Below are 21,458 nucleotides of genomic sequence, written 5' to 3' on the forward strand. Positions count from 1 at the left end.
TGCTTCTCAAAACTCAAGCAGTTCCGCAGAGTAGCCACGCGCTACGAGAAAACGGCACAAAACTACCGAGCCGTCGTCACAATCGCAGCCATCGTCCTCTGGATCAGGTAAGTGTCCACACGACCTAGCCGCTTAGGCTTTACCGGCCGCCGGCTCTCAGCTGTGCAAGCGAAAACAATGCGTCGGCGCTGATGCCGCCGCCGCTGCCGCCGGTCAGGATGGCGAGCCCCGGATTGACGTCGGTGTTGTTCTCGACGTCATAAAGCGCGGTGAAGCGCCTCAGCAGCTTCTCGAGCTCCTCGGGATCCTGAAGGTCCTTGATGTCCATCAGGCGTTCGATGTAGGCGGCCTGCATCTCGATCTTGGCGCTGGCCAGGCCCTCGGGCATGCTGTAGGCGGTGCGAACGACCTGCATCAGCGCGTTGTCGGCGAGCAAATCATAGGGCGTGGTGATTTCAGGCGCCTTGCGCTTGAAATAGAGCGCCAGTCGGACACCGGCATTGTCCTCGCCCTCACTCTCCTCAAGCGTCTGGTTAAGATAGAGATCGAACGTCATCGTCAGTCCACGCCGCGTCTGGATCTGCCCAGCCTCGCCTGTCACGATCTTTCCGTCCTTGTCGAAGTTGAAGGCGGAAACGATCTCGCGATACTTCAAGCCGTTTGGATCGGTATTGATGAAGCTCTTGCGATCGTTGAGGTCGGAGGTGAACATCTGCTTGAGGTAGTCGGTCTTGACGCCCTCCGGATCGATGCCGGCGCCGATCAGCACGATATCGACGAGCCGCTTGTCCTCGAGGAAATCGTCGAGCGTTTCGATCTTCTGGATCTGCGTCGTGTAGTACTTGCTTTCCTCTTCGGCCTTCGTCTTGGCGGCCTTCTTTTCGTCCTCCGTGCCGAAGCGCGACTTCTCGACGATATAGGCCTTGGCAGTATTGACGATGTCAGCCTCGTTCTGCGCCAACTTGGGTGAGCCAAGTGTACCGTCCGGGTTGAAATTAAAGGCCTTCACCAGCTTGATATAGCGCTCGTCCCGCAAGGAGTTGGCGTAGCTTGCCGGATTGTTGAGATCGCTTGTCAGAATCTGCTTCAGCTTGCGCGGCGTCAGATCCTCGTTTTCAAGGCCAAAGGCGCTGAGCACGAAGGAGCGCAATTCGCTATTGCCGACGAGATCATCGACCGTACTCATGGTCTTGATCAATAGCTTGTAGCGACTGATCTTGCCCTCGTCCGCTGCATCGTCGGCGTCGTTGTAGTGGACCATGTAACCATCGGTGGTCGTAGTGGTCTGTTCGGTCGTCTGCGCCTTGGTACCGGCCGGCAGCGTGCCGTCGGGCTGGAAGTTGAATGCCGCAAGCAGAGCCTTGTAGGCCTTGTTGTACTCACCGCCGAACTTGTTCACGTAGCTGTTCGGATCGTTGATGTCGCTGGTGAGAATATTCTCGATCGTCGCGTTCACGGTCGTGACAGGCAGGCCGAACGCGTTTCGGACGTAGTCCGCGAGGCGCGGGTCGGCCACAAGCTCGGCAACGGTCGTGATGGAACCGATCTTCTGTTCGAAATAATCCCTGTTGAGGAGCGCTCCCGAAGGGGTCAGTCGCGGACTGCTGAAGATGTGCGCGTCGTTCAGCATCTTCTTCTTTTCGTCGGTGATCGCCTTACCGCCCACAGGCACGCTGCCATCGGCTTCGAAGTTGAAGGCCCCGTTTATCTGCCGATAAGCGTCGAGCATGCTGATCTGCCTGTTCAACATGCTTACTTCGGTCGAAAGCTCGTTCGCCAATGCGGTCGACTCGCTACCGACCGGCGGCAGCTTGGTGTTGAGGTCAGCGACGATGGCGTTCTTGGCGTCGATCTGGGCCTGGATCGCAGGCTTGTCCGCCTCCGCCGCCTCGGCGAGTTGGGCTGTCAGCGTGCTGATGTCCTTTATGGCGGCTTCGCGCGTCTCCCGATCGGGCTGCGGCTTCCTGGGTTCGGTGCGCCGCGTCTGCGCTGCGGGCTGGGGGGTGGGAAGATCCGCCGGCTCGCTGGTCAACGCGTACCGCACCTGATCATAGGAGTAATTGCGCGTATCGATGTTGAAGATACTGAAAGCGTATGAGCGCAAACGTTCATTGCCGAGGAACTGATCGACGTTGGTGACGAGATCCATGGCCGCGTTGAAATAGGCGTTGTCTCCTTTGAGAACAGTGTCGAGATTGGCGACTCGTTCGTTGTAGAGACCGATCAGTGCATCCTGCTGCGCCGTCGTCTGCGCGGCGGCCGACGATGTGCTGAAGCTGAACGCCTCGGCAAAGTTGCGGTAACGGTCGTCCGTCAGCCGGCTGGCAAAGCTGTTCTCGTCCTTCAGATCGCTTTCGAGCACCTTGCGCATGAAGGCCTTGGCATAGGTCATGTCTTCGAGGCCATGCGCCTTCATGGCATAGGAATAGAGGCGGTAGTCGTCGAGGAACTCGTCGACCGTTTTCACGTTGCCGATGTTTTCCTTGTAGTACTCGGCCTCGCGGGCGACCAGCGGCCGGTCGGCAACACGATTGAGGGTGGTCCTCAAGTCGCTCGTGATCCGGCTGTAGTTGAGATAGGTCGAAACCATGCCTGCTGCCCCGTCGCTTACTTAAGGGGCGGGTCGCACCAATCCCCCGAAACAGAATTCTGACGCGGCATGATTGCACGACAGGCTTGTGTGTGGCTTTTCGCCGCCGCCGCCAGCCATTGCCAAAAATGCGAGCGCTCGCGTTGACGAAACAGAAACCTTGGCCGCTCGGCTTTTGCTAACCATCGAAAAACGCAAAGTTTTCTTAACCGCGATTTTTAAGTCGGCCGGAAGGAGGGCCGCCTATTCTCCAGCCCATAGAGGACGAAAAGTCCCGAAGAGAAGACCGGAAATCGGCTCTCAAGGAAAAACAAGGGCGATTGAAATGCGCAATACACTCTCTCAACCCGCATGGGTCGAAAACACGCTCCGGCTCGATCCGAAGCGTTTTCCTCAGCAGGCAAGCTACGTCCTGCGTGGCCATACAGGCAATGTCACGATCAGCCTGGACGAGCGTGGCGCGGTTCTGCGCAAGGTGCTACCATCAAGCGGCCTGCCGCTTTCGATCGCACTGCCGGCGCGGGCATTCAAAGGGGTCGCGGCACGCGCGATCGACCACGGCGACGGAGACGTTACAGTGACGCTTGAACTTCATCATGACGATCCGGACCTTTGCGTTCCGCTGCTCGTTGCACATGATCTTTCCGATATCGCCGCCGATTGGCGCGCCTGGGCCGAAGCCTATCGCATTCCGATGCTGATGGTCGAAGCCGATGGCGTTGCCCGCGCGCTGGAAGAGCATCTCGGCGAGGTTCGCACCGCACCGCTCAAGCCACGGCGCCGCCATTCCTTCTTTGCCGACCGCCGGCCGCGCTTCCTCGTGCGCCGCTCCACCGGCCGGCTTGGCGTCAACATGAAGATCGACGGGCGCGAAATCATCGCCCGCAGCTAAGTTTTCCTGAATTCCTCCAGTGCAAAAACCGGTCGTTCCCTGCGACCGGTTTTTGTTTGCGGCTACGGCATAATTCCTCAAATCGGATTCGATTTGAGGTGAAAATTATGCAGCGAGTCCAAAGCGCTACAGCGTCCTTAGCGCGTCATATTTGACGCGCGGCGCTGTAACGTCAGAACGTTCACGGCCAAATCGACGTGTTCCTTTGGAAACAGCCGCTTCGCCTTCTTCATGCCATATCGGGCTCATAGCCAAGGTCACGAAAGAAGGAGACACCCGATGCGCAAGCACCTCGCCGCAACCGTTGCCGCAGTCGCCGCCATTTTCCGTGCACGTTCCAAGGCGAAGATGCGCAAGGCTGTCACCGAAGTAAGCTGGGCCTGACGTGTTCCAGCATTTGCCGACGCATCGGCAAATGCGCAAGACGTGCATCAAGCAATTTGGATAGACTGCCGGATCCTCCGCCAAGACGGAGGATTTTTCATATCAGCCGAACAAAAAGCGCAGCGACAAGCCCGGCGAAGATGATCAGCCCCACGACACCATTGAACTTGAACAATGCAAGGCATTGCGAGGGGTCGTGAATGTTCAGCACCAGGATCTGATAGGTCAGCAGCACGGCGGCGACAAGCAAACCGAGATAGGCAAACAGCCCCGCTCCGGCCGCGAGAAACGACAACAGCATAAGCGCGATGGCAAGCCCATAGAGCCCGATCAGCCAGGGGCGTGGATTGTCGCCGAAGCGGCGAGCCGTCGACCGCACACCGATCAATTCGTCGTCTTCCCTGTCCTGGTAGGCGTAGATCGTGTCGTAGCCGATCGTCCAGGCGATCGCCGCGCCATAGAGCAGCACGGGCGCGAGCGAAAGCGACCCGAACTCCGCCGTCCAGCCCATGATCGCACCCCAGGAAAACGCAAGGCCGAGGAAGAACTGCGGCCAGTCGGTAAAGCGCTTGGCAAAGGGGTAGATTGCCACAAGTCCCAGCGACAGCACGCCGAGCAAAATTGTGAAGGCGTTAAGCTGTAGCAGAACCACGAGCCCGACGAGCGCCTGCAGCACCATGAAGACCTTTGCCTGAAAGCGGGAAACCCGGCCCGATGGCAATGGGCGCGAACGGGTTCGCGCGACTTCCATGTCGATGTCATGATCGACGATGTCGTTGAAGGTGCAGCCGGCGCCGCGCATGGCAATGGCACCGGCGATGAAGAGGAAGCTGTGAAAAACGAACCGGCCGAGCGAAAATTGCCCCGCTGCCGCCGCTGTACCCGAAGCCAGGGCGATCGACCACAGGCATGGCCACATCAGCAATTGCCAACCGATCGGGCGGTCCCAGCGAGCAAGTTGCGCATAGGGCCAGAGTGCGCGCGGCAGCACGCGGTAGACCCAGTTGTTCGACGGGGCGTCGTGGACGCGCCCGGAATCGGCGGAGAACGTGTTCATGCTCCCTGTTTGACGCCGCGCGCCGGGACGGTCAAGCGGTTCGATGCCGCACCGTCCCGACGCGTTATACCAAGTCTCGGTGATAGAAACCTATAGGATGGACCATGGCTGGTCTCTGGCTAGGCGCGGGGCGCAGCGCGATGCTGACGCATCGAACAAGCGTCGCAACGACGCCAGAGACCAGCCATGGTCCACCTTCGGCAGGCTTCTCGGGCTTTCTGGCGGCGTCGAGATCCTTGACCGATGCGTGAGCATCGCTCCGCGGACCTCTCCTAGCCAGAAAACCCGATCGAGCCTGTCCCATAGGTTCCTATCATCGAGACTTGGTATCAGCGGCACCGTTCAGTGAAGCGTGAAGTCGAAGCGGTAGGTGGCCGACAGGCCGACGAGGAACTGGTTGCGGCTGCCGCGCTCGCGCACGAGGCTGGAGTCGGCGGCAGAGCCCATCAGGCGGCGATATTCGGCATAGGCGCCGGTTTCGAGCTTTTCCGTTGCCTGCCAGTTGATCGCCGCACCAACACCGGCGGAATGAATGCCGCCGTGCGGATTATAGGTGCTGAGGCCGGATGCTGCCGACTCGGCATCGTTCACGCCGTAATAGGCGCTGAAATAGTCACTGGTGGCAGCCGTCATGCGCGGACCGGCGGAAATGCGAACATTGCTGCTGATGTCGGTAAATGCGTCCGCAGCAACATCGGCGACGATGCCATGATGGCTGCGAATGCCTTGCCGGACTTCCGCGCGCACGCGCATCCAGTCGGTCGGGTAGACTTCGGCGAAACCACCGAGCTCGCCACCGAACTTGACGGGGTCGAGACCCCTAAGGTCGCTGGAGGTACCGGCGTCGCGTTCGAAGATCAGCTTGCCGGCGACACCGGCGCGGAACCCGCCCTGGTCGAGCAGCGCATAGGACATGTTGTCGTTGCGCGACGAGAAGCGAACGGTGCTGCCAGCCTTGCCGAGCGAGATCAGCGGCGCGGCCTGGAACATGCGCTTGGAGGCGCCTTCGTATTTCGGGCCGAGAAAGCCGGTGGCGCCGACCTTCAAGTACCAGTCGCCGGACCAGAAATACTGGCCGTCACCAGCCGAGGCCGTGCCTGCGGACAACAAAAGGGTTCCAGAAAGGAGGAGAAGAGAACGGATACGCAAGGAACAACTCCGGAAGAATCATTCGCCGGGGCGAAGTTTGAACCGTGCCCTTGCGCCGGCCAGTGGCGCAATCTGATAGGACACGGGGCGACTTATTTCCCGTTGTTCCTACGATTCCGTTAACCAGGTCAATTCAGCCTCCGTTTCCCATACCAGCCGCGGCGCCTACCGGCCCTGGTACATTTTCAGGTAGTGGCTGGGGGCGCTTCCAAGCATGCGCCGAAACATCGTCGTGAAGGCCGCAACGTTCTCGTAGCCGGCATCGAGCGCGACGTTGGTGATCGATTCACCATCCGCAAGGCGTGGCAGCGATGCGAAGATGCAGGCCTGCTGGCGCCAGGTGACGAAACTGACACCTGTCTCGTTGCGAAACATCCGCGTGAATGTCCGTCGGCTCAAACCCAGGCGGTCGGCCCACTGATCGATATTGGCGGTCGCCGACGGCGCCCCCAGGAACTGCCGGCAGAGAAGCGCCAGCTTCTGCTCGCGCGGAAAAGGCAGACCGAGCGGCCGCTCATGCAGAAGCGCGATCTCCCCCAAGAGGAGATCCATGATCAACTGCTCCCGCCGCTCCGACATCGTTTCGCTCTCGACGCTGACCAGTGCATCGACGAGGCTGCCCGCCAGCGGGGTGATCTCCATCACCATCGGCCGTTCGGCACGCAGCAGCGACGGCGTGAAATAGATCGAGTGCATGCGCACATCGCTGATCATCTCGGTCGAATGCTCGACGCCTGCCGGGATCAACAACGCGTGCCCCGGCGGAACGAGCCAACGCCCGTGGGCCGTGCGCACAAGGACAACACCTTGCCGCGCCCACCACAATTGCGTGCGGGTATGGCTGTGGAGCGGAACGGTCAGGCCAGCGCCATAATCGCGGCCAAGGGCGAGCACGGCCGAGTTTCCGGCCTCGATCCAGTCCAGGTTCCTGAAGTGGTCGGCATCGGGCAGTTCGGGCAAGTTTACTCGTTGGATCGGCATTGGCCCACTCACGAAAGAACTCGACCACATCACAAAAGCAGGCCACGAGCAAGATCAGTAGAGATATCCCTCGCCGCAAACAACCATCGAGACGGCAAGGAAACATCCATGGCAACGGTTACTTCAACCGGGGACATAACCCCGGAAAAGACGGCATTTTCCGTCATCCTGGCAGTCAGCTTCTGCCACATGCTGAACGACATCATGCAATCGCTGCTGACGGCGCTCTATCCCTTGCTCAAGGCGAACTATTCGCTCGATTTCGTCCAGATCGGCCTTCTGACCTTCACCTTTCAGCTGACCGCCTCGATGCTGCAGCCGGCTGTCGGCATCATCACCGACCGCTGGGCGCTGCCCTACTCACTGCCGGTAGCGATGCTTTCCACATGCTCCGGCCTGATCCTGCTCGCGAACGCCCATGATTTCTCGATGCTGCTGCTCGCTGCAAGCCTGATCGGCGTCGGTTCGGCGATCTTCCATCCGGAATCCTCGCGCATCGCCCGCCTCGCCTCGGGTGGGCGGCATGGCTTGGCGCAATCGCTGTTCCAGGTCGGTGGCAATGCCGGCAGCGCCATGGGACCGCTGCTCGCAGCCTTCATCGTCATCCCCTTCGGCCAGGGTAGCCTCAGCTGGTTCTCGATCGTCGCGGTCATCGGCTTCTTCGTGCTCTCCTGGGTCAGCACCTGGTACGTGCGTCACCGCCGTTCGTCGATGAGCCGGCCAGCACCGAGCCGCGCGCTGCCGCTGCCGAAGAACCGCGTGATATGGGCCGTCGCCGTCCTGGTGCTGCTGACCGCCACCAAGAACGTCTATATGGCCAGCATCTCCAGCTACTTCACTTTCTTCGTCATCGAGAAGTTCAGCGTTACCGTGCAGCAGGCGCAGCTGATGCTCTTCCTGTTCTTAGGTGCGGCCGCCGCAGGCACCTTCCTCGGCGGTCCGATCGGCGACCGTTACGGTGCCCGCTTCGTCATCTGGTTCTCGATCCTCGGCGTCATCCCCTTCGCGCTGATGCTGCCCTATGCGAACCTCTTCTGGACCGGCGTGCTGTCGATCATCATCGGCTTCATCTTCTCCTCCGCGTTTTCGGCAATCGTCGTTTTCGCGCAGGAGCTGGTGCCGGGTCGCGTCGGGCTGATTGCCGGTGTCTTTTTCGGCTTCGCCTTCGGATTCGGCGGCATGGGTGCAGCTCTTCTCGGCATTTTTGCCGACCGGCAGGGCATCGAGTTCGTCTACACCGTCTGCTCCTATCTGCCGCTGCTCGGCATTCTGACGATCCTTCTGCCCAAGATGCCCGCGCGGCATTAGGCAGACATCGTACGGCGGACTTTTCAACGGGCGCCGCCATGCGGCGCCCGTTCTGTTTTCTCCGCCCGTCCACGCCTTGCTCCAGCTATGCTATTTCCCGCAGCCCTGCGTAATCATTCATCAATTTTTGCGCGCTACGGTCGCTGGATGGGGCTTGGGCAGGGGTAGACAATGCGAGGGCGATCGGCGATTCCTGCCTTTTTGACGACGTTGCTTCTGGCAACGGCGGGGCAAGCCGAAACGCTCAACCTGCTGATCTGGGAATCCTATATCGACCAGGCGATCCTCGATCGCTGGACGGCGATAACCGGCGTCGGAATCCATCAAGTCTACTACGACAACGGCGATACCCGCGACGAGGTGCTGGCCGATCCGAACAGCATCGTCGATCTGGTGGTGACCGGAGAGAACGGCGCCGCCCTCTTTGGGCGCAGGGGGGTGCTGGAGACGGTCGACGAGACGAATGTCGCCTCGCTCAGGGACTATGACGATAGCTGGCGCAAGCGCTGCTCGAACCATGGCCTGCCCTATCTCTGGGGCACGATGGGCATTCTCTACCGATCGGACATGCTGCCTGAAGCGCCGACGTCCTGGCGCGACCTGATGCAGCCGGCTCCGGCGCTCACCAAGCACGTCGCCATGTATGACGACCACAACGAGGCCTTCGTCGCGCCCCTCATGCTGCTCGGCGAGTCGATCAACACCAACGAGCCGGCAACGCTCAAGACCGCCTTCAACCTGATGAAGGAACAGGCGCCGGCCGTTCTGACCTATGAATACGTCATCAGCTCGATCCAGAACCAGGCGATCGGCAAAAACATCTATATGGCGCTCGGCTACAGCGGCGACCAGCACGTCCTGAACGAGAAGGCCGGCACACCGGGCGTCTGGCGCTATGTCGTACCCAAGGAAGGCTCGCTTTCCTGGCTCGACTGCATGTCGGTTGTCGCCAAGTCGCCAAACAAGGCGCGAGCGCTCGCCTTCCTCGATTATATCGGCTCGCCCGGAAGTGCCGCCGCAAACGCGCGGGCGCTGAATATGCCGACACCCAGCAAAGCCGCCCTTGCGCTCCTGCCTGAGGCGATGCGCACGGACCAGGCGATCTACCCCTCGCCCGACATTCTGGCCAAGAGTCAATACCAGCAAGAACTGTCAACGACGTCGGTGCAGCTGCGCCGACGCATCATCAGCACATTGGCGAATTTCCAGTGACCCTCGGCAAGCGCGCACTCATCCTGATCTTTCCCGTGGTGCTCGCCGGCTACCTGCTGGCGGCGGTGTCGGTCCATGTCACCCAGAGCCGGTCGATCCGGGCGCTCGAACATGCCAAACTATCCCAGCGGCTGGAACACGCCGCCGCTGTCTTCCAGAACGAAATCGGCCGCAGCAAGGGCTTCCTCAATGCGCTCCTGAACAGCAACGCACTGCGCCAGTACATCTCGGAAACCGACAAAAACTATCGGGCCAACGCGCTCGGCGTCCGGCTGCAGGAAAGTGTCAAGTCGCTTTCCGACGACCCGATGGGCTACGTGTCGCTGGTGATCCTGACATCGAGCCTGCAGTCCGAGTATTACTTCGAAAACAGCTGGGATCCCTTCGCGGAAATCGACGAGGCACAACTCAATCTGGCACGGCGGCTAGTGCGCGAGGAGAAACTCGCCGACTGGACCTATCTCTACGACGCCGGGCAGAAAGCTCGTATCGTCTATTCGTATTTCCTCGATCCCGTCACGTTCACACGGCCGCTGCCGAGCAAGAAATCGAGCGCGCTGCTTATCCAGGTAGCAATACAGCCGGATCGCTTCCTCGACATGCAGGAGACGCTGAAGCAGGAATACGGCGCCGACATCGTGCTTCAGCCGTGGCCGCTGGCGGTCACCGACGATCTTTCGGCAAGCGTGCATCTCGGGCCATCGCTCTATGCGACGCTGACGGTTTCCAACAATCATTTCTACCGGTTGATGGCCCAACAGAAATTGCTGCTGGCGCTTGGCGCCGTGGCAATGAGCCTGTTTTCGATCTGGCTGATCATCGTTCTCATCCGGCGGTTCATCACCGACCCGATTGCCACGCTCGACGCCAACGTCATGGCCGTCATGGTCGGCGCCCATGACGAGATCCGCAACATGGAGGAGAAGGGCGAGATCGGGCGCCTGACGGAGAACATCAGGGAGTTGCACCGGCAGTCCGAGCAATCGCTCAAACTGGTGCAGCGCAGTTCCTGGACCGACACGCTGACCGGGATCAGCAATCGCGGCCACTTCAACGCCGTTGCCGCCAGCATCGTTCGCGAGGCCATTGTCTCGGGCGAAAAATGCAGCCTGCTGTTCATCGACATCGACAACTTCAAGTTCGTCAATGACAAGCATGGCCATGAGATCGGCGACGAGCTCCTGAAGACGCTGGCGACGCGCATCGCCGAGAGTGTCGAAGCGATCACCGAGCGACGCGGTCAGAAGCCGGCGATCCTGGCGCGGCTCTCGGGCGACGAATTCGCGGTGCTGGTCCGCTCGCGGCCGGGTGACGGCACCGTGCGGGAGGTTTCCGCGGCCATCCTGGCACTGTTCGAAGATGGCTTCGAAGTCTCCGGCAAGAGCTATCCGGTCACAGCCAGCATCGGCGCCGCCATCTGCCCCGATGACGCCACCAATCTTGCCGAGTTGATCTCAAATGCCGACGCGGCGATGTATCAGGCAAAGACCAGCGGCAAGAACCGCTCTTCCCGGTTCTCGCGCGCCCTTCACGACAAGCGCACGCGCCTGCGCCAGATCCAGGACGAGCTGCGTTCGCTCGACCCGGACGAACAATTCCACCTGGTCTACATGCCGATTGTTGATACCGATGGCCGGGTGGCCGGTTGCGAGGCGCTGTTGCGCTGGTATTCGCCGGTACTTGGCAACGTGACGCCGGACGAATTCGTACCGATCGCCGAAAGTTCCGGCCTCTTTACCAAGATCGACTGGTGGGTGATCAACAAGGCGATGTCCGACTGCCGGCAGCTGAAAGCGCTGTTTGGTCCCGATACGATCCTGGCGATCAACATTTCCTCGGCCGAACTGCATTCGAAGGCGATTGCCGACTATTTCTCCGATTGCCTCAGCCGCCATGGCCTTCAGCCGCAATCGATCGAAATCGAACTGACGGAGACCTTCGCGGTCAAGTTCAGCGACCAGCTCCGCCGCAACATCGACGAGCTTCGACAAAAAGGATTCCGCCTGTCGATCGACGATTTCGGAGCGGGCTACACCTCGGTCCAGCAGATTATCGAATACACCGCCGATACGATCAAACTCGATCGCGCGCTTGTTTCGAACCTCACGGCATCACAATCGCTACCGGTACTGAAGGCTCTGATCGCGCTGTGCCACGCCAAAGACGTTGCCGTGGTCGGCGAAGGCGTCGATACGCCGGAGAAGCTCTCGATGCTGACGGCTGCAGGCTGCGACCTCTTCCAGGGCTATCTCATCAGCAAGCCGCTGCCGCTCGAGGATCTCGGCATCTGGGCGCTGACGCGCACCGCCCGCTATGCCAATCAACAGGATGATCGCAAGAACCAGCAGGCCATCGCCTGATCGCGTGGTAGACGCGCTCTGTCGTGGTACCTCGTGCATGTGTGCCTTCAACCGCGGGAATCGTGCCTCACGGCTCCCTGCCCCCTTGACCTGACAGCCGCGCCGCCTTAACCGCAACGCAACAATTTTCGGCATGTCGGGGGCAGGCAATGAAGGTTCTTCTGATCGGATCGGGTGGACGCGAACATGCGCTGGCATGGAAGATCGCGCAGTCGCCGAAATTGACCAGGCTTTATGCCGCGCCCGGCAATCCCGGGATTGCCGAGGAAGCGACGCTCGTTGCACTCGATACCGACAACCATGCTGCGGTCACGGATTTCTGCCTGAAAGAGGCGATCGACTTCGTCGTGGTCGGGCCGGAAGGTCCGCTCGTCGCCGGCCTCGCAGATGTGCTCAGCGCTGCCGGTATCGCCGTCTTCGGTCCTTCCGCCGCTGCCGCCCAGCTTGAAGGGTCCAAGGGCTTCACCAAGGACCTCTGCGCCAGATACGATATCCCGACCGGTGCCTATGGCCGCTTCACCGATGCCGAAACGGCCAAGGCCTATGTGCGCGACCAGGGCGCGCCGATCGTCATCAAGGCCGATGGGCTTGCCGCCGGCAAGGGCGTGACCGTCGCCATGGAACTCGATGAAGCGCTTGCTGCAGTCGATGACTGTTTCGACGGCGCCTTCGGTGCGGCCGGCGCAGAAGTGGTCGTGGAGGCCTATCTCGACGGCGAAGAGGCAAGCTTCTTCTGCCTTAGCGACGGCAAGACCGCGCTCGCGCTAGCCTCGGCGCAGGATCACAAACGCGTCGGCGATGGTGACACCGGCCCGAACACTGGCGGCATGGGCGCCTATTCGCCGGCACCTGTGATGACACCGGAGATGATCGAGCGCACGATGAAGGAGATCATCGAGCCGACGATGCGCGGCATGGCGGAGAGCGGACATCCCTTCTCCGGCGTGTTCTTTGCCGGACTGATGATCACCGCCAAGGGGCCGGAGCTGATTGAATACAACGTGCGGTTCGGCGACCCGGAATGCCAGGTGCTGATGATGCGAATGAAGAGTGACCTGCTGCCGCTGCTTTATGCCGCCGCAACCGGCACGCTAGCGGGCATGGAAGCCGAATGGCGCGACGAGACGGCACTGACCGTCGTCATGGCGTCGAAGGGATATCCGGGCAGCTACGACAAGAACACGCCTATCGCTGCGCTTCCGGCAACCTCGCCGCGGACCAAGGTGTTTCATGCCGGCACAGCGATGAAGGACGGCAGCCTGGTTGCAACGGGCGGCCGGGTGCTGAACATCACGGCGATCGGCGAAAGTGCGAGCGCTGCCAAGGACCGCGCCTATTCGGCAGTCGACGGCGTTTCCTGGGACAACGGCTTCTACCGCCACGATATCGGCTGGCGCGCGGTTGCTCGCGAAAAGGTCTGATCGTCATCGGCAAATGGCCGGATCATTCAATTTTTACCAATTCTCCTGACGGGAAAGTAAGAGAGAACGCATATTCTCGCCCAGTACATGTTTCCTTAAATCGTAGCCGACTTCAGGAATTCAAAGTGCTGCAGCGACCTTTGCGCGTCCGATAAGACGCGCGGCGCTGTAGAACAAACTCGGGGAGAAGACCGATGCGCCTGCTGCTGATCACCACCGCCGTCGCGCTTGCAGCCGGCAGCGCCTGGGCATCGTCGATCGAAGCCGTCGTTTCCGGGGATGCAGTCAATTCCAGCGTGGCATCCGTCTCCTGCGCACAATGCCCGCCGCTGCAGATCAAGAAGAAGGTCACCTATGTGGTGCCGGAGATTGAGAATGGCAGCGAGAAGGTCGAGCTCAAGCAGATCAACGGCGAGATGAAACTCGTGCGCACCGAAGCCTGGCTCGGCGGCTCGCCGGTTGTTTTCGTCAGCAAGCCATCTGAGGACGTGGTCAAAGCAGCGGCCGCAGGGTCCGAGCAGCCTATCGTGGCGACCGCGGCCGCGGGCATCGACATCACGAACCCTGGCAACCATGGGACAGCTGCATCTGCAATCGACGAGACCGCCAAAACTGCAGCGGTTCAGACGATCACACGGGCAGAGCCGGCGATCGCCGCAGCTGCGGCCGCGGAAAGCTCACAGCAATTTGATCCTTCCGCCCTCGAACTTCGGCTAAACTGAAGGCCTAGACGGGAAAGTTCCCTGCCCCGCTCAGCCGCCCCTGCATTCAAGGGCTGACGGGCAAATTCGCTGAAACAGCGAGAGATTGCGCCCCTGAGAGAAGCAGGGGCGTAATCTTTTTATCTGGGCTTTTTATCTGGGTCGCGTCGCCCATCGACCCGCTCGATCAAGCCTTCGATATCCCTGTCGGAATAGACCTCGACACCGTTCCTTGTCAGGAGCGCGGCGGTCACCCCTTGTCCCGCATGGCGGGCGCCCGAAAACGTGCCGTCATAGACGAAGCCCGATCCGCAGGACGGGCTGCCGTCGATCAACAGCGCGAAACGACAGTCCGTTTCGCGTGCGAGCGCAAGCGCATTTTCAGCGGCATCCAGGAATTCGCCGGTGACATCGCGGCCGGTGTTCTCGACGACGGTTGCCCCGCCATCGAGCACGTCAGTGCCGGACATGCCGGACGCGATCTCGGCCGGCGGACGCGGCACCGGCATGCCGGCCGACATTTCCGGACAGATGGTGACGAGCCGGCCCTCTTCGCGCCAGCGCTCGATGGCCGGATGGACGAGCGGCTTCGCCTCACCATCGTAGCGCACCGCATGGCCCATGAGGCAGGCGCTGACGAGGATCTTCGCCGTCATGCGCCCCTCCCCGTCATCCCGCGATCTTGGAGAAATCGGCAACAGTGCCGGTCGCCGAACGGATGAGACCGAGCAGTGCCAGACGGTTTGCCCGGATCGAGACGTCGTCGTCATTGACGAGCACGTCATTGAAGAACTGGTCAACCGGCTCGCGCAGCTTCGCCAGGGCCTGCATGGCGGAGCGGAAGTCTTCCTTGGCGATCGCCTCGCGTGCCTCGCCGGAGCCGAGCTGAACTGCGGAGTGCAGCGCCTTTTCGGCATCGAGACGGAAGAGACCCGCGTCGACCGCGTCGGCGACAGCCGTGCCCTTCTTCTCTTCGGCCGCCAGGATCTGCGTCGCGCGCTTGGTACCGGCCAGCAGGTTCTTGCCCTCTTCGTCGGTGATGAAGGCCGTCAGCGCCTCGACGCGGCGGGCGATCATCAAAAGATCGTCCACATCCGGCGTCAGTACCGCATCGATCAGGTCGTGGCGGGCGCCGAGATCACGCAGATAGACCTTGAGACGATCATGGAAGAAGGACAGCAGATCCGCCGACACGTCGCTCGTCAGCGCCGGCTTCTGCGCCCGCAGAGCGGTCAGCGCGATCTCGAAGAACGGCGTGAGCGGCAGGCGCGCCTTGCCTTCGAGGATGAGGCGGATGACACCGAGAGCAGCGCGGCGCAGCGCATAGGGGTCCTTGGAGCCGGTCGGCTTTTCGTCGATCGCCCAGAAGCCGACCAGCGTGTCGAGCTTGTCGGCAAGCGCCACGGTTACGGCGACGGCATCGGTCGGTGCGCGATCCGAAGGGCCATTCGGCTTCCAGTGATCTTCGATCGCTGTTGCCACAGAGCTGTCTTCGCCCTGGAGCAACGCATATTTTCGGCCCATGATGCCCTGAAGCTCGGGGAACTCGCCCACGGCTTCGGTGCGCAAATCGGCCTTTGCCAGCACCACGGCACGGTCGACCAATTTGGCGTCGGCGCCGGTCACCTTGGCAAGCTCGGCGGCAAGCGCCCGGATGCGGGCAACGCGTTCGCCCTGCGTGCCGAGCTTGGCATGGAAGGTGACGTTCAGCGCGTCGAGCTTCGCCATGCGCTGGTCGAGCGGCTTCTTCAGGTCGAGGTCGAATTTTTCAGCCGACGGCTTCAAGGTCTCCAGATCCGGCAGGCTGCCCTGGTCGCGATGCCAGAAGTGGGCGGCGTCCGAAAGGCGGGCGCGCACGACCTTGCCGTTGCCGTGTACGATCTCCTTGCCGCCGTCCTTCGCCTCAATGTTGGAGACGAGGATGAACTTGTTGGAGAGCGTCTCGGCACCCGGCGCGCGGGTCACGAAACACTTCTGGTTGGTCTTGATCGTCAGGCGGATGATTTCCGAAGGGATTTCGAGATAGCTCTCTTCAAAGCTTCCCATCAGCACCTGCGGCCATTCGACGAGGCCGGAGACCTCCTCGAGCAGGCCTTCGTCCTCGACGAGTTCGAGCCCGTTGGCGAAGGCGACATTATGCGCGTCGGCAGAGATCATCTGCTTGCGGCGTTCGCCGTCGAGCACGACCTTCGCGCGCTCCAGCTTCTCGGCATAATCGGCAAAGCGGCGGACGGTGATCGCTTCGGGCGCATGGAAGCGATGGCCGTAGGTGACGTTGGAGGCGACGATGCCGTCGACCTCGAACGGGATCACATGGGTTTCATCGGTTTCCGAGCCGAACGTGCAGACGATCGACTGCAGCGGACGGACCCAGCGCAGGGCGCCCGGCTTGGCCGAGGCGGCACCAGAGCGCATCGGCTTCGGCCAGGGAAAATTGCGGATGATGTCCGGCATCGCCTCAGCGACGATTTCTTCGGCAGGACGGCCCGGCTTGACGATATGGGCGACGTAGAAATCACCCTTCTTCGGATCGCTGTGGACATGGGCCTCGCTGATCGAGGACAGGCCGGCGCCGCGCAGAAAGCCCTCGATCGCCTTTTCGTTGGCGTCGGTGCGCGGACCCTTGCGGTCTTCGCGGACATCGGCGGAACGGGCATTGAGGCCACGGATGTCGAGCGTCAGCCGGCGCGGCGTCCAGTATTCGCGTGCGCCCTCATAGGTCAAACCCGCTTCCACCAGCGCATCGGTCAGCAGCTTCTTGAGGTCGCCGGCGGCCTTGCGCTGCAGGCGGGCAGGAATTTCCTCGGAGCGGAGTTCGATAAGAAGATCGGGCATAGGAGATGACTTTTTCTGTTCCGGACGGTTGCGGCCGACTTAGCAAGCTCTGGCGAAAATGTCACCAAGGCCGACGATGAATTTGACCTACAGGCAGGTAGGGCGCGCTGCGATCACCAGCCACCGCCGCCGCCACCGCCGCCACCGCCGCCGGAAAAGCCGCCGCCGGTGGAAAAGCCTGACGACGAGGATTTCGGCGGGGGCGGCAAGGAAGAGGTCATGGTGTCGGCCATAGAGCCGGCAAAGCCGCCGATCCGATCCCCGAACGTACTCGAACTGAGGCCATCGCCATGGTACCAGGCCGGCTGGTAGGCGGCAGCGGCCGCAGCCCCCGCGGCGGCCGCCAGCAGCCAGCGGTCGAAGGTTTCCGTCCACGGCTTTTCCACCCCGAGCGCCACGGCATAGGGCAGCAGGGTCTCGAAATGCCGGGGTGACATTTCGGGCGCCCCTTGCATGTTCATCCGGTCCTTCTCGGCAAGCGTCATGTATTGCCTGAGGCCGTCGATGCCATCCATCATCCGGGTGCCGAGCGGCGTCGGCGCGCCCATCAGGAAGAAGAACAGGACGTTGACGAGCACTATGCCGCCGATGGCAAACAGAAGCGGCAGTTCGTCGGTCTCCGCCGCGGAATAAAAGACCACCGCCAGGATGCTCGAAAAGATGGTGAAGGCGACGAAGCCGATGAAGGCGATGACCACGATCGACATGATGCGGCTCATCAGGCTCTTTTCGCGCCGCAGGGATTTGCCGAAGGAAACGGCGAGGATCGAAACGAAGAAGGCGATGAAGACGGGGACGATCACCAGCGGGATGCTGTCTTCGCTCAAATCGCCGAACAGGAACACGGCAGCGACCGCGAGAACCGAGAGCAACACGCCGGCGATGATGTAGCCGCTGTTGGCCAGATAGTATTTGCCGCGGTGCTCGCGCTCCATGGCATTTCGGAAATCGGCACCCGTCGCCTGCACCTTCGTGCCATTGGCCCTGTCGATCTTCAGCTTGCCGCCGGCGGCATTGACGGCCTTTATCAGGCTCGCCTCGCCGGTCGGCAGTTTCTCGCTGCTGCCCTTGCCGGTTGCGGCAATGACGATGGCGTTCTTCAGATCTTCCAGCACGACATGGCCCTTGACCGCGAGGCTGAGCGCGGACGCCGACAGAGCCGTCCAGCCCTCGCCGGAAAAGCCCCGGTTGTCGATGTAGTTGACCAGCGCCGGCGAAATGCCGTCGGGCGCGTCCCAGCGCGGCACCATGACGCCCCGTGCCGGGTCTCGCCCCACCTTCAGCCAGGCGCGACCATAATAAAGCGCGACGACCACAAGGCCGGCTCCAGCGATCAGGAGCGCCAGATGGTCGCGCAGCCACCAGGTATTTTCCTGGCTGGCGGTCGGCCGGTCGATGCTGCCCTTCGGCATCTTGATCGCGATCGTCAGGCCTTCCTGCGGCTGCAGGCGCCTGGTGGTTGCAAAGAAAATCTCGCTGCCTTCCTCGGAAGCCCGCGCGTCCTTGCCGGTCGCGCCGTAGCCGCCGGTGAAAACGTCAAGTGCCTCCGCCCGCACGCCTTCCGGCAGAGTGACGGTTGCACTTGCCTCATCGATCGGGAAAGCCCATTCGGTGCCCGTCACGTTCCAATAGAGCTCGTCGTGATCATCGAAGAACCGGATCTGCCGGCTCGTCTCATAGGTGAACTGGAACGTATGCTCGCCGTCCGGCAGAAAGACCTCGGCAGATCCGGTATAGATGCGGATGCCGCCCGAGATCGATTCGGTGCGGTAGGGTTCCTCTTCACCGTCGCGCTCGACCGACAGCAGCTTGAAATCAACCTTGCTGCGGCGGCCCTTGGCATCGGTGAACGTCAGCGGCAGGTCGCGAAAGATGCCTCGCCGGATCTGGTTGCCCTCGGCATTCGCCGTGATCGTTTCGGTGACCGTCAGCGTTCCGTCCTTGGCGACATCGATCACCGAATTATAGGACGAGAACGCCTCGTCCGCCCGCCCGGCGCCGGCCGTCGCCATCAGGAAGAACAACATGCCAAGCAGGGCGACGAAACGGGTCATGCGGTCTCAGACCTTCCGATCGATCTCTCGAGCATTTCCATTCTTAAACGGAGTCATGGAAACGCTCTATTTCTTTGGTTTTCGCATTTCCTGGCGGAAAACCGCTTCGCACTTTTCCTGGAGAAGCTCGAGAAACAGTTTCATCCGGCGCGATATCAAGGACGATCCCCGGTGAAGGCAACGCCGAGCGATGCAAGCGCATCCCAATAGGCCGGATAGGTCTTGGCGACGCAGCCGGGGTCCTCGATGGCAATGCCGTGGATCTTCAGCCCGGCAAGGGCGAAGCTCATGGCGATGCGATGGTCGGCAAATGTATCGATCGAGGCCGGCAATGTCTGGCCGGCAAGCCCCGGATCGGAGGAGACGATGAGATCGTCGCCCTCCTCGTGGGCTAGCCCCGGGCGGATGGCGGTCAGGCCCAGCGACAGAGCGCGGACGCGGTCGCATTCCTTTACGCGCAGATTGGCAAGTCCGACGAAGCGCACGGGCGTCTCGTTGAAGGCGGCAAGTACCGCGATCGTCGGTATCGCGTCCTGCATCTGCGACCCGTCGATGACGGCGGGAAGATTCGGGAAGCTGGAGATGACTGCGTGGGCGCGTGCATCGGGCTGCGAAAACACGGAAGCCGGCACGCCGAGGTCTATGGCTCCTCCGGTCAACACTTCGGCGGCCCAGAGATAGGTCGCGGCCGACGCGTCCGGCTCGATTGCGAAGTCGGCTGCGCGATAGCCCGTCGGTGCAACCTGCCAGACGGATGGACTCAACTGCTCGACTTCGGCGCCGAAGGCGCGCATCGCCGCGACCGTCAGATCGATGTAACCGCGGGCGCCGATATCGTCGCCGGCAAGTTCGATACGGACAGGGCCCTTGGCGCCCGGGGCTGCCATCAGCAGAGCCGAGACGTATTGGCTGGAAAGGCCGGCATCGATTTCGATACGGCCGGCAGGGAAGCCGCCCTTGCCGTTGACGGTGACCGGCGGGCCCCCGGTTTCCGACGTGACCTCGACACCGAGCGTGCGCAGCGCATCGACAAGCGGCTTGATCGGCCGCTTGCGCATGTGTTGGTCACCATCGACGACCACCGGGCCGTCGACCAGCGCCGCCGCGGCCGTCAGGAAGCGCGTGGCAGTTCCCGCATTGCCGAGGAACAGCGGAGCCGACGGTGATGCAAGCCGGCCGGTTCCAGTCACGACGAAGGTCGTGTCGTCTGGCTCGCTGACCTCGACGCCCATCGCCCGTAAGGCATCGGCCATATAGCGCGTGTCGTCGCTCTTCAGCGCGCCCGTCAGCCGGCTCGTGCCCTTGGCAAGTCCCGCAAGAAGCAGCGCCCGATTGGTGATCGACTTCGATCCCGGCGGGCGCACGTGACCGCGCAAGGGGTGGTCGGTCGGCAGGATGGTCAGCTTCTTCACGGTATCACTCATGCTCGGGTCTCTTTATGCAAGTAGCGCCGAGGCTTTCAGCCTCGGCAGGCGTGTCTCTTATCATTCGATGGCGCGATCGGGTAACGTCGCCGATCAGAATTTGACTTGCGGCACCGCACGGTCCGCCTCGTTGGCGATCTCGAAATAGCCGGCCTTCACGAAGCGGAAAGCGTTGGCGATGAGGTTCGACGGAAAACTCTCGACCTTGACGTTAAGGTCGCGCGCCGCGCCGTTGTAGTAGCGGCGCGACATCTGGATCTCGCCCTCGATCGTTTCGAGCGAGCGCTGCAACTCTACGAAATTCTCGTTGGCCTTGAGATCCGGATAGGCTTCGGCAAGGGCAAACAGCTTGCCGAGTGCCTGCGATAGGGCGCCTTCGGCCGCGGCCCGCCCCTCGACATCGCCAGCCGGAACGGCCTGGGCGCGATTGCGCATCGCGATGACTTCCTCGAGCGTCGACTTCTCGTGGGCGGCGTAGCCCTTCACGGTTTCGATCAGGTTGGGGATGAGGTCGGCGCGCCGCTTCAACTGCACGTCGATGCCCGACCAGGCCTCCTCGGCGATCTGCCGCGCCTTGACGAGACCGTTGTAGACGAAAACCAGATACAGGATCACGACAACGCCGATGGCCAGACCGATCATGAGATACCCTCCAAAAAAGCTCGGCAGAGATTAGCACCGGCTTTCCAGCTTCAAAGACCTTTCTGCAGCATTCGGGCGGAGAAACGCGCTCCTCCCCAGCTGCCGGCCGAAGGCTGTGAACACACTGTTCACCGCTACGGCCTATCCGCACGCCCAAACACCTCGATTCCTGTTCCATCGGGAACGGCGGGGACAGGGACGATCGGCGATAGTCCCCCCAACGAACAACCCCGGATACGAAGTGAAGACCATGAAAACGCTCGCAACCCTCATCAACGTGATCGCCTTTACGGCGCTCTTCGTTGCCTATGCGAGCGTTGGTTCGGCCGAGAAACCATCTGGCGTTCGCAGGGCACTGCAAACCTATTCCAGCCAGCTCTACACCGACGCCTATCCGACCCAGAAGCCGACCTGCAAGAACGGCATCAAGGCTGGCCACGCGGCATGA

Annotated in this window: 16 protein-coding genes and 1 pseudogene; 8 read left to right on the plus strand and 9 right to left on the minus strand. The window is 61.6% G+C overall.

Going from position 1 to position 21,458, the window contains the following annotated elements:
• A pseudogene (locus tag AC244_RS21115) lies at positions 1-111 on the plus strand (IS5/IS1182 family transposase); the annotation flags it as partial.
• Positions 112-139: 28 nt separating this feature from the next.
• On the opposite strand, the gene AC244_RS21120 reads toward AC244_RS21115, so the two are convergent.
• Positions 140-2,590 (minus strand): DUF1217 domain-containing protein, encoded by a 2,451-nt coding sequence (locus AC244_RS21120; RefSeq protein WP_053250798.1) that lies wholly within the window; start codon positions 2,588-2,590, stop codon positions 140-142.
• 325 nt (positions 2,591-2,915) lie between these two features.
• Here AC244_RS21120 and AC244_RS21125 point away from each other — a divergent pair, with 325 nt between their 5' ends.
• On the plus strand, positions 2,916-3,482 hold the full coding sequence (locus AC244_RS21125) for a DUF6101 family protein (RefSeq protein ID WP_025426130.1): 567 nt from the start codon (positions 2,916-2,918) through the stop codon (positions 3,480-3,482).
• 481 nt (positions 3,483-3,963) lie between these two features.
• On the opposite strand, the gene ubiA is transcribed toward AC244_RS21125, so the two are convergent.
• The 3 genes from ubiA to AC244_RS21140 all read right to left on the minus strand — a co-directional run bounded on the left by ubiA (position 3,964) and on the right by AC244_RS21140 (position 7,053).
• On the minus strand, positions 3,964-4,923 hold the full coding sequence (gene ubiA, locus AC244_RS21130) for a 4-hydroxybenzoate octaprenyltransferase (RefSeq protein WP_053250799.1): 960 nt from the start codon (positions 4,921-4,923) through the stop codon (positions 3,964-3,966).
• A 342-nt stretch (positions 4,924-5,265) separates the two neighbouring features.
• Positions 5,266-6,072, minus strand: a complete 807-nt coding sequence (locus AC244_RS21135; protein ID WP_053250800.1) for a MipA/OmpV family protein — start codon at positions 6,070-6,072, stop codon at positions 5,266-5,268.
• Between the two features lie 165 nt (positions 6,073-6,237).
• On the minus strand, positions 6,238-7,053 hold the full coding sequence (locus tag AC244_RS21140; protein WP_053250801.1) for an AraC family transcriptional regulator: 816 nt from the start codon (positions 7,051-7,053) through the stop codon (positions 6,238-6,240).
• A 108-nt stretch (positions 7,054-7,161) separates the two neighbouring features.
• Between AC244_RS21140 and AC244_RS21145 the strand changes: the two genes are divergently transcribed.
• The 5 genes from AC244_RS21145 to AC244_RS21165 all read left to right on the plus strand — a co-directional run bounded on the left by AC244_RS21145 (position 7,162) and on the right by AC244_RS21165 (position 14,076).
• Positions 7,162-8,361: an MFS transporter gene (locus AC244_RS21145; protein ID WP_053250802.1), complete on the plus strand. Its 1,200-nt coding sequence runs from the start codon at positions 7,162-7,164 to the stop codon at positions 8,359-8,361.
• 171 nt (positions 8,362-8,532) lie between these two features.
• Positions 8,533-9,573: a spermidine/putrescine ABC transporter substrate-binding protein gene (locus AC244_RS21150; protein ID WP_053250803.1), complete on the plus strand. Its 1,041-nt coding sequence runs from the start codon at positions 8,533-8,535 to the stop codon at positions 9,571-9,573.
• Positions 9,570-11,933, plus strand: coding sequence for a putative bifunctional diguanylate cyclase/phosphodiesterase (locus tag AC244_RS21155; protein ID WP_053250804.1), 2,364 nt, complete (start codon positions 9,570-9,572; stop codon positions 11,931-11,933). Before AC244_RS21150 ends, AC244_RS21155 begins: the two co-directional genes overlap by 4 nt.
• 149 nt (positions 11,934-12,082) lie before the next feature.
• Positions 12,083-13,354 carry a phosphoribosylamine--glycine ligase gene (gene purD, locus AC244_RS21160; RefSeq protein WP_053250805.1) on the plus strand — a complete coding sequence of 424 codons (1,272 nt, stop codon included), beginning with the start codon at positions 12,083-12,085 and terminating at the stop codon, positions 13,352-13,354.
• 194 nt (positions 13,355-13,548) lie between these two features.
• Positions 13,549-14,076, plus strand: coding sequence for a plant virulence effector HPE1-like domain-containing protein (locus AC244_RS21165; RefSeq protein WP_053250806.1), 528 nt, complete (start codon positions 13,549-13,551; stop codon positions 14,074-14,076).
• Between the two features lie 119 nt (positions 14,077-14,195).
• On the opposite strand, the gene AC244_RS21170 is transcribed toward AC244_RS21165, so the two are convergent.
• The 5 genes from AC244_RS21170 to AC244_RS21190 all read right to left on the minus strand — a co-directional run bounded on the left by AC244_RS21170 (position 14,196) and on the right by AC244_RS21190 (position 21,010).
• On the minus strand, positions 14,196-14,711 hold the full coding sequence (locus tag AC244_RS21170; RefSeq protein ID WP_053250807.1) for a DUF523 domain-containing protein: 516 nt from the start codon (positions 14,709-14,711) through the stop codon (positions 14,196-14,198).
• Positions 14,712-14,724: 13 nt separating this feature from the next.
• Complete coding sequence (gene glyS, locus AC244_RS21175) at positions 14,725-16,890, minus strand: glycine--tRNA ligase subunit beta (RefSeq protein WP_053250808.1); 2,166 nt, start codon at positions 16,888-16,890, stop codon at positions 14,725-14,727.
• 113 nt (positions 16,891-17,003) lie between these two features.
• On the minus strand, positions 17,004-18,917 hold the full coding sequence (locus AC244_RS21180; protein WP_414735941.1) for a DUF2207 domain-containing protein: 1,914 nt from the start codon (positions 18,915-18,917) through the stop codon (positions 17,004-17,006).
• Positions 18,918-19,099: 182 nt separating this feature from the next.
• Positions 19,100-20,368, minus strand: coding sequence for a 3-phosphoshikimate 1-carboxyvinyltransferase (locus tag AC244_RS21185; RefSeq protein WP_053250810.1), 1,269 nt, complete (start codon positions 20,366-20,368; stop codon positions 19,100-19,102).
• Between the two features lie 93 nt (positions 20,369-20,461).
• Positions 20,462-21,010: a LemA family protein gene (locus tag AC244_RS21190; RefSeq protein ID WP_053250811.1), complete on the minus strand. Its 549-nt coding sequence runs from the start codon at positions 21,008-21,010 to the stop codon at positions 20,462-20,464.
• A gap of 250 nt (positions 21,011-21,260) precedes the next feature.
• Here AC244_RS21190 and AC244_RS21195 point away from each other — a divergent pair, with 250 nt between their 5' ends.
• Positions 21,261-21,458 carry a hypothetical protein gene (locus AC244_RS21195; protein ID WP_053250812.1) on the plus strand — a complete coding sequence of 66 codons (198 nt, stop codon included), beginning with the start codon at positions 21,261-21,263 and terminating at the stop codon, positions 21,456-21,458.

Origin of the sequence: Ensifer adhaerens (genome assembly GCF_001270265.1) — a bacterium.
Taxonomy (GTDB): Bacteria; Pseudomonadota; Alphaproteobacteria; order Rhizobiales; family Rhizobiaceae; genus Ensifer; species Ensifer adhaerens_B.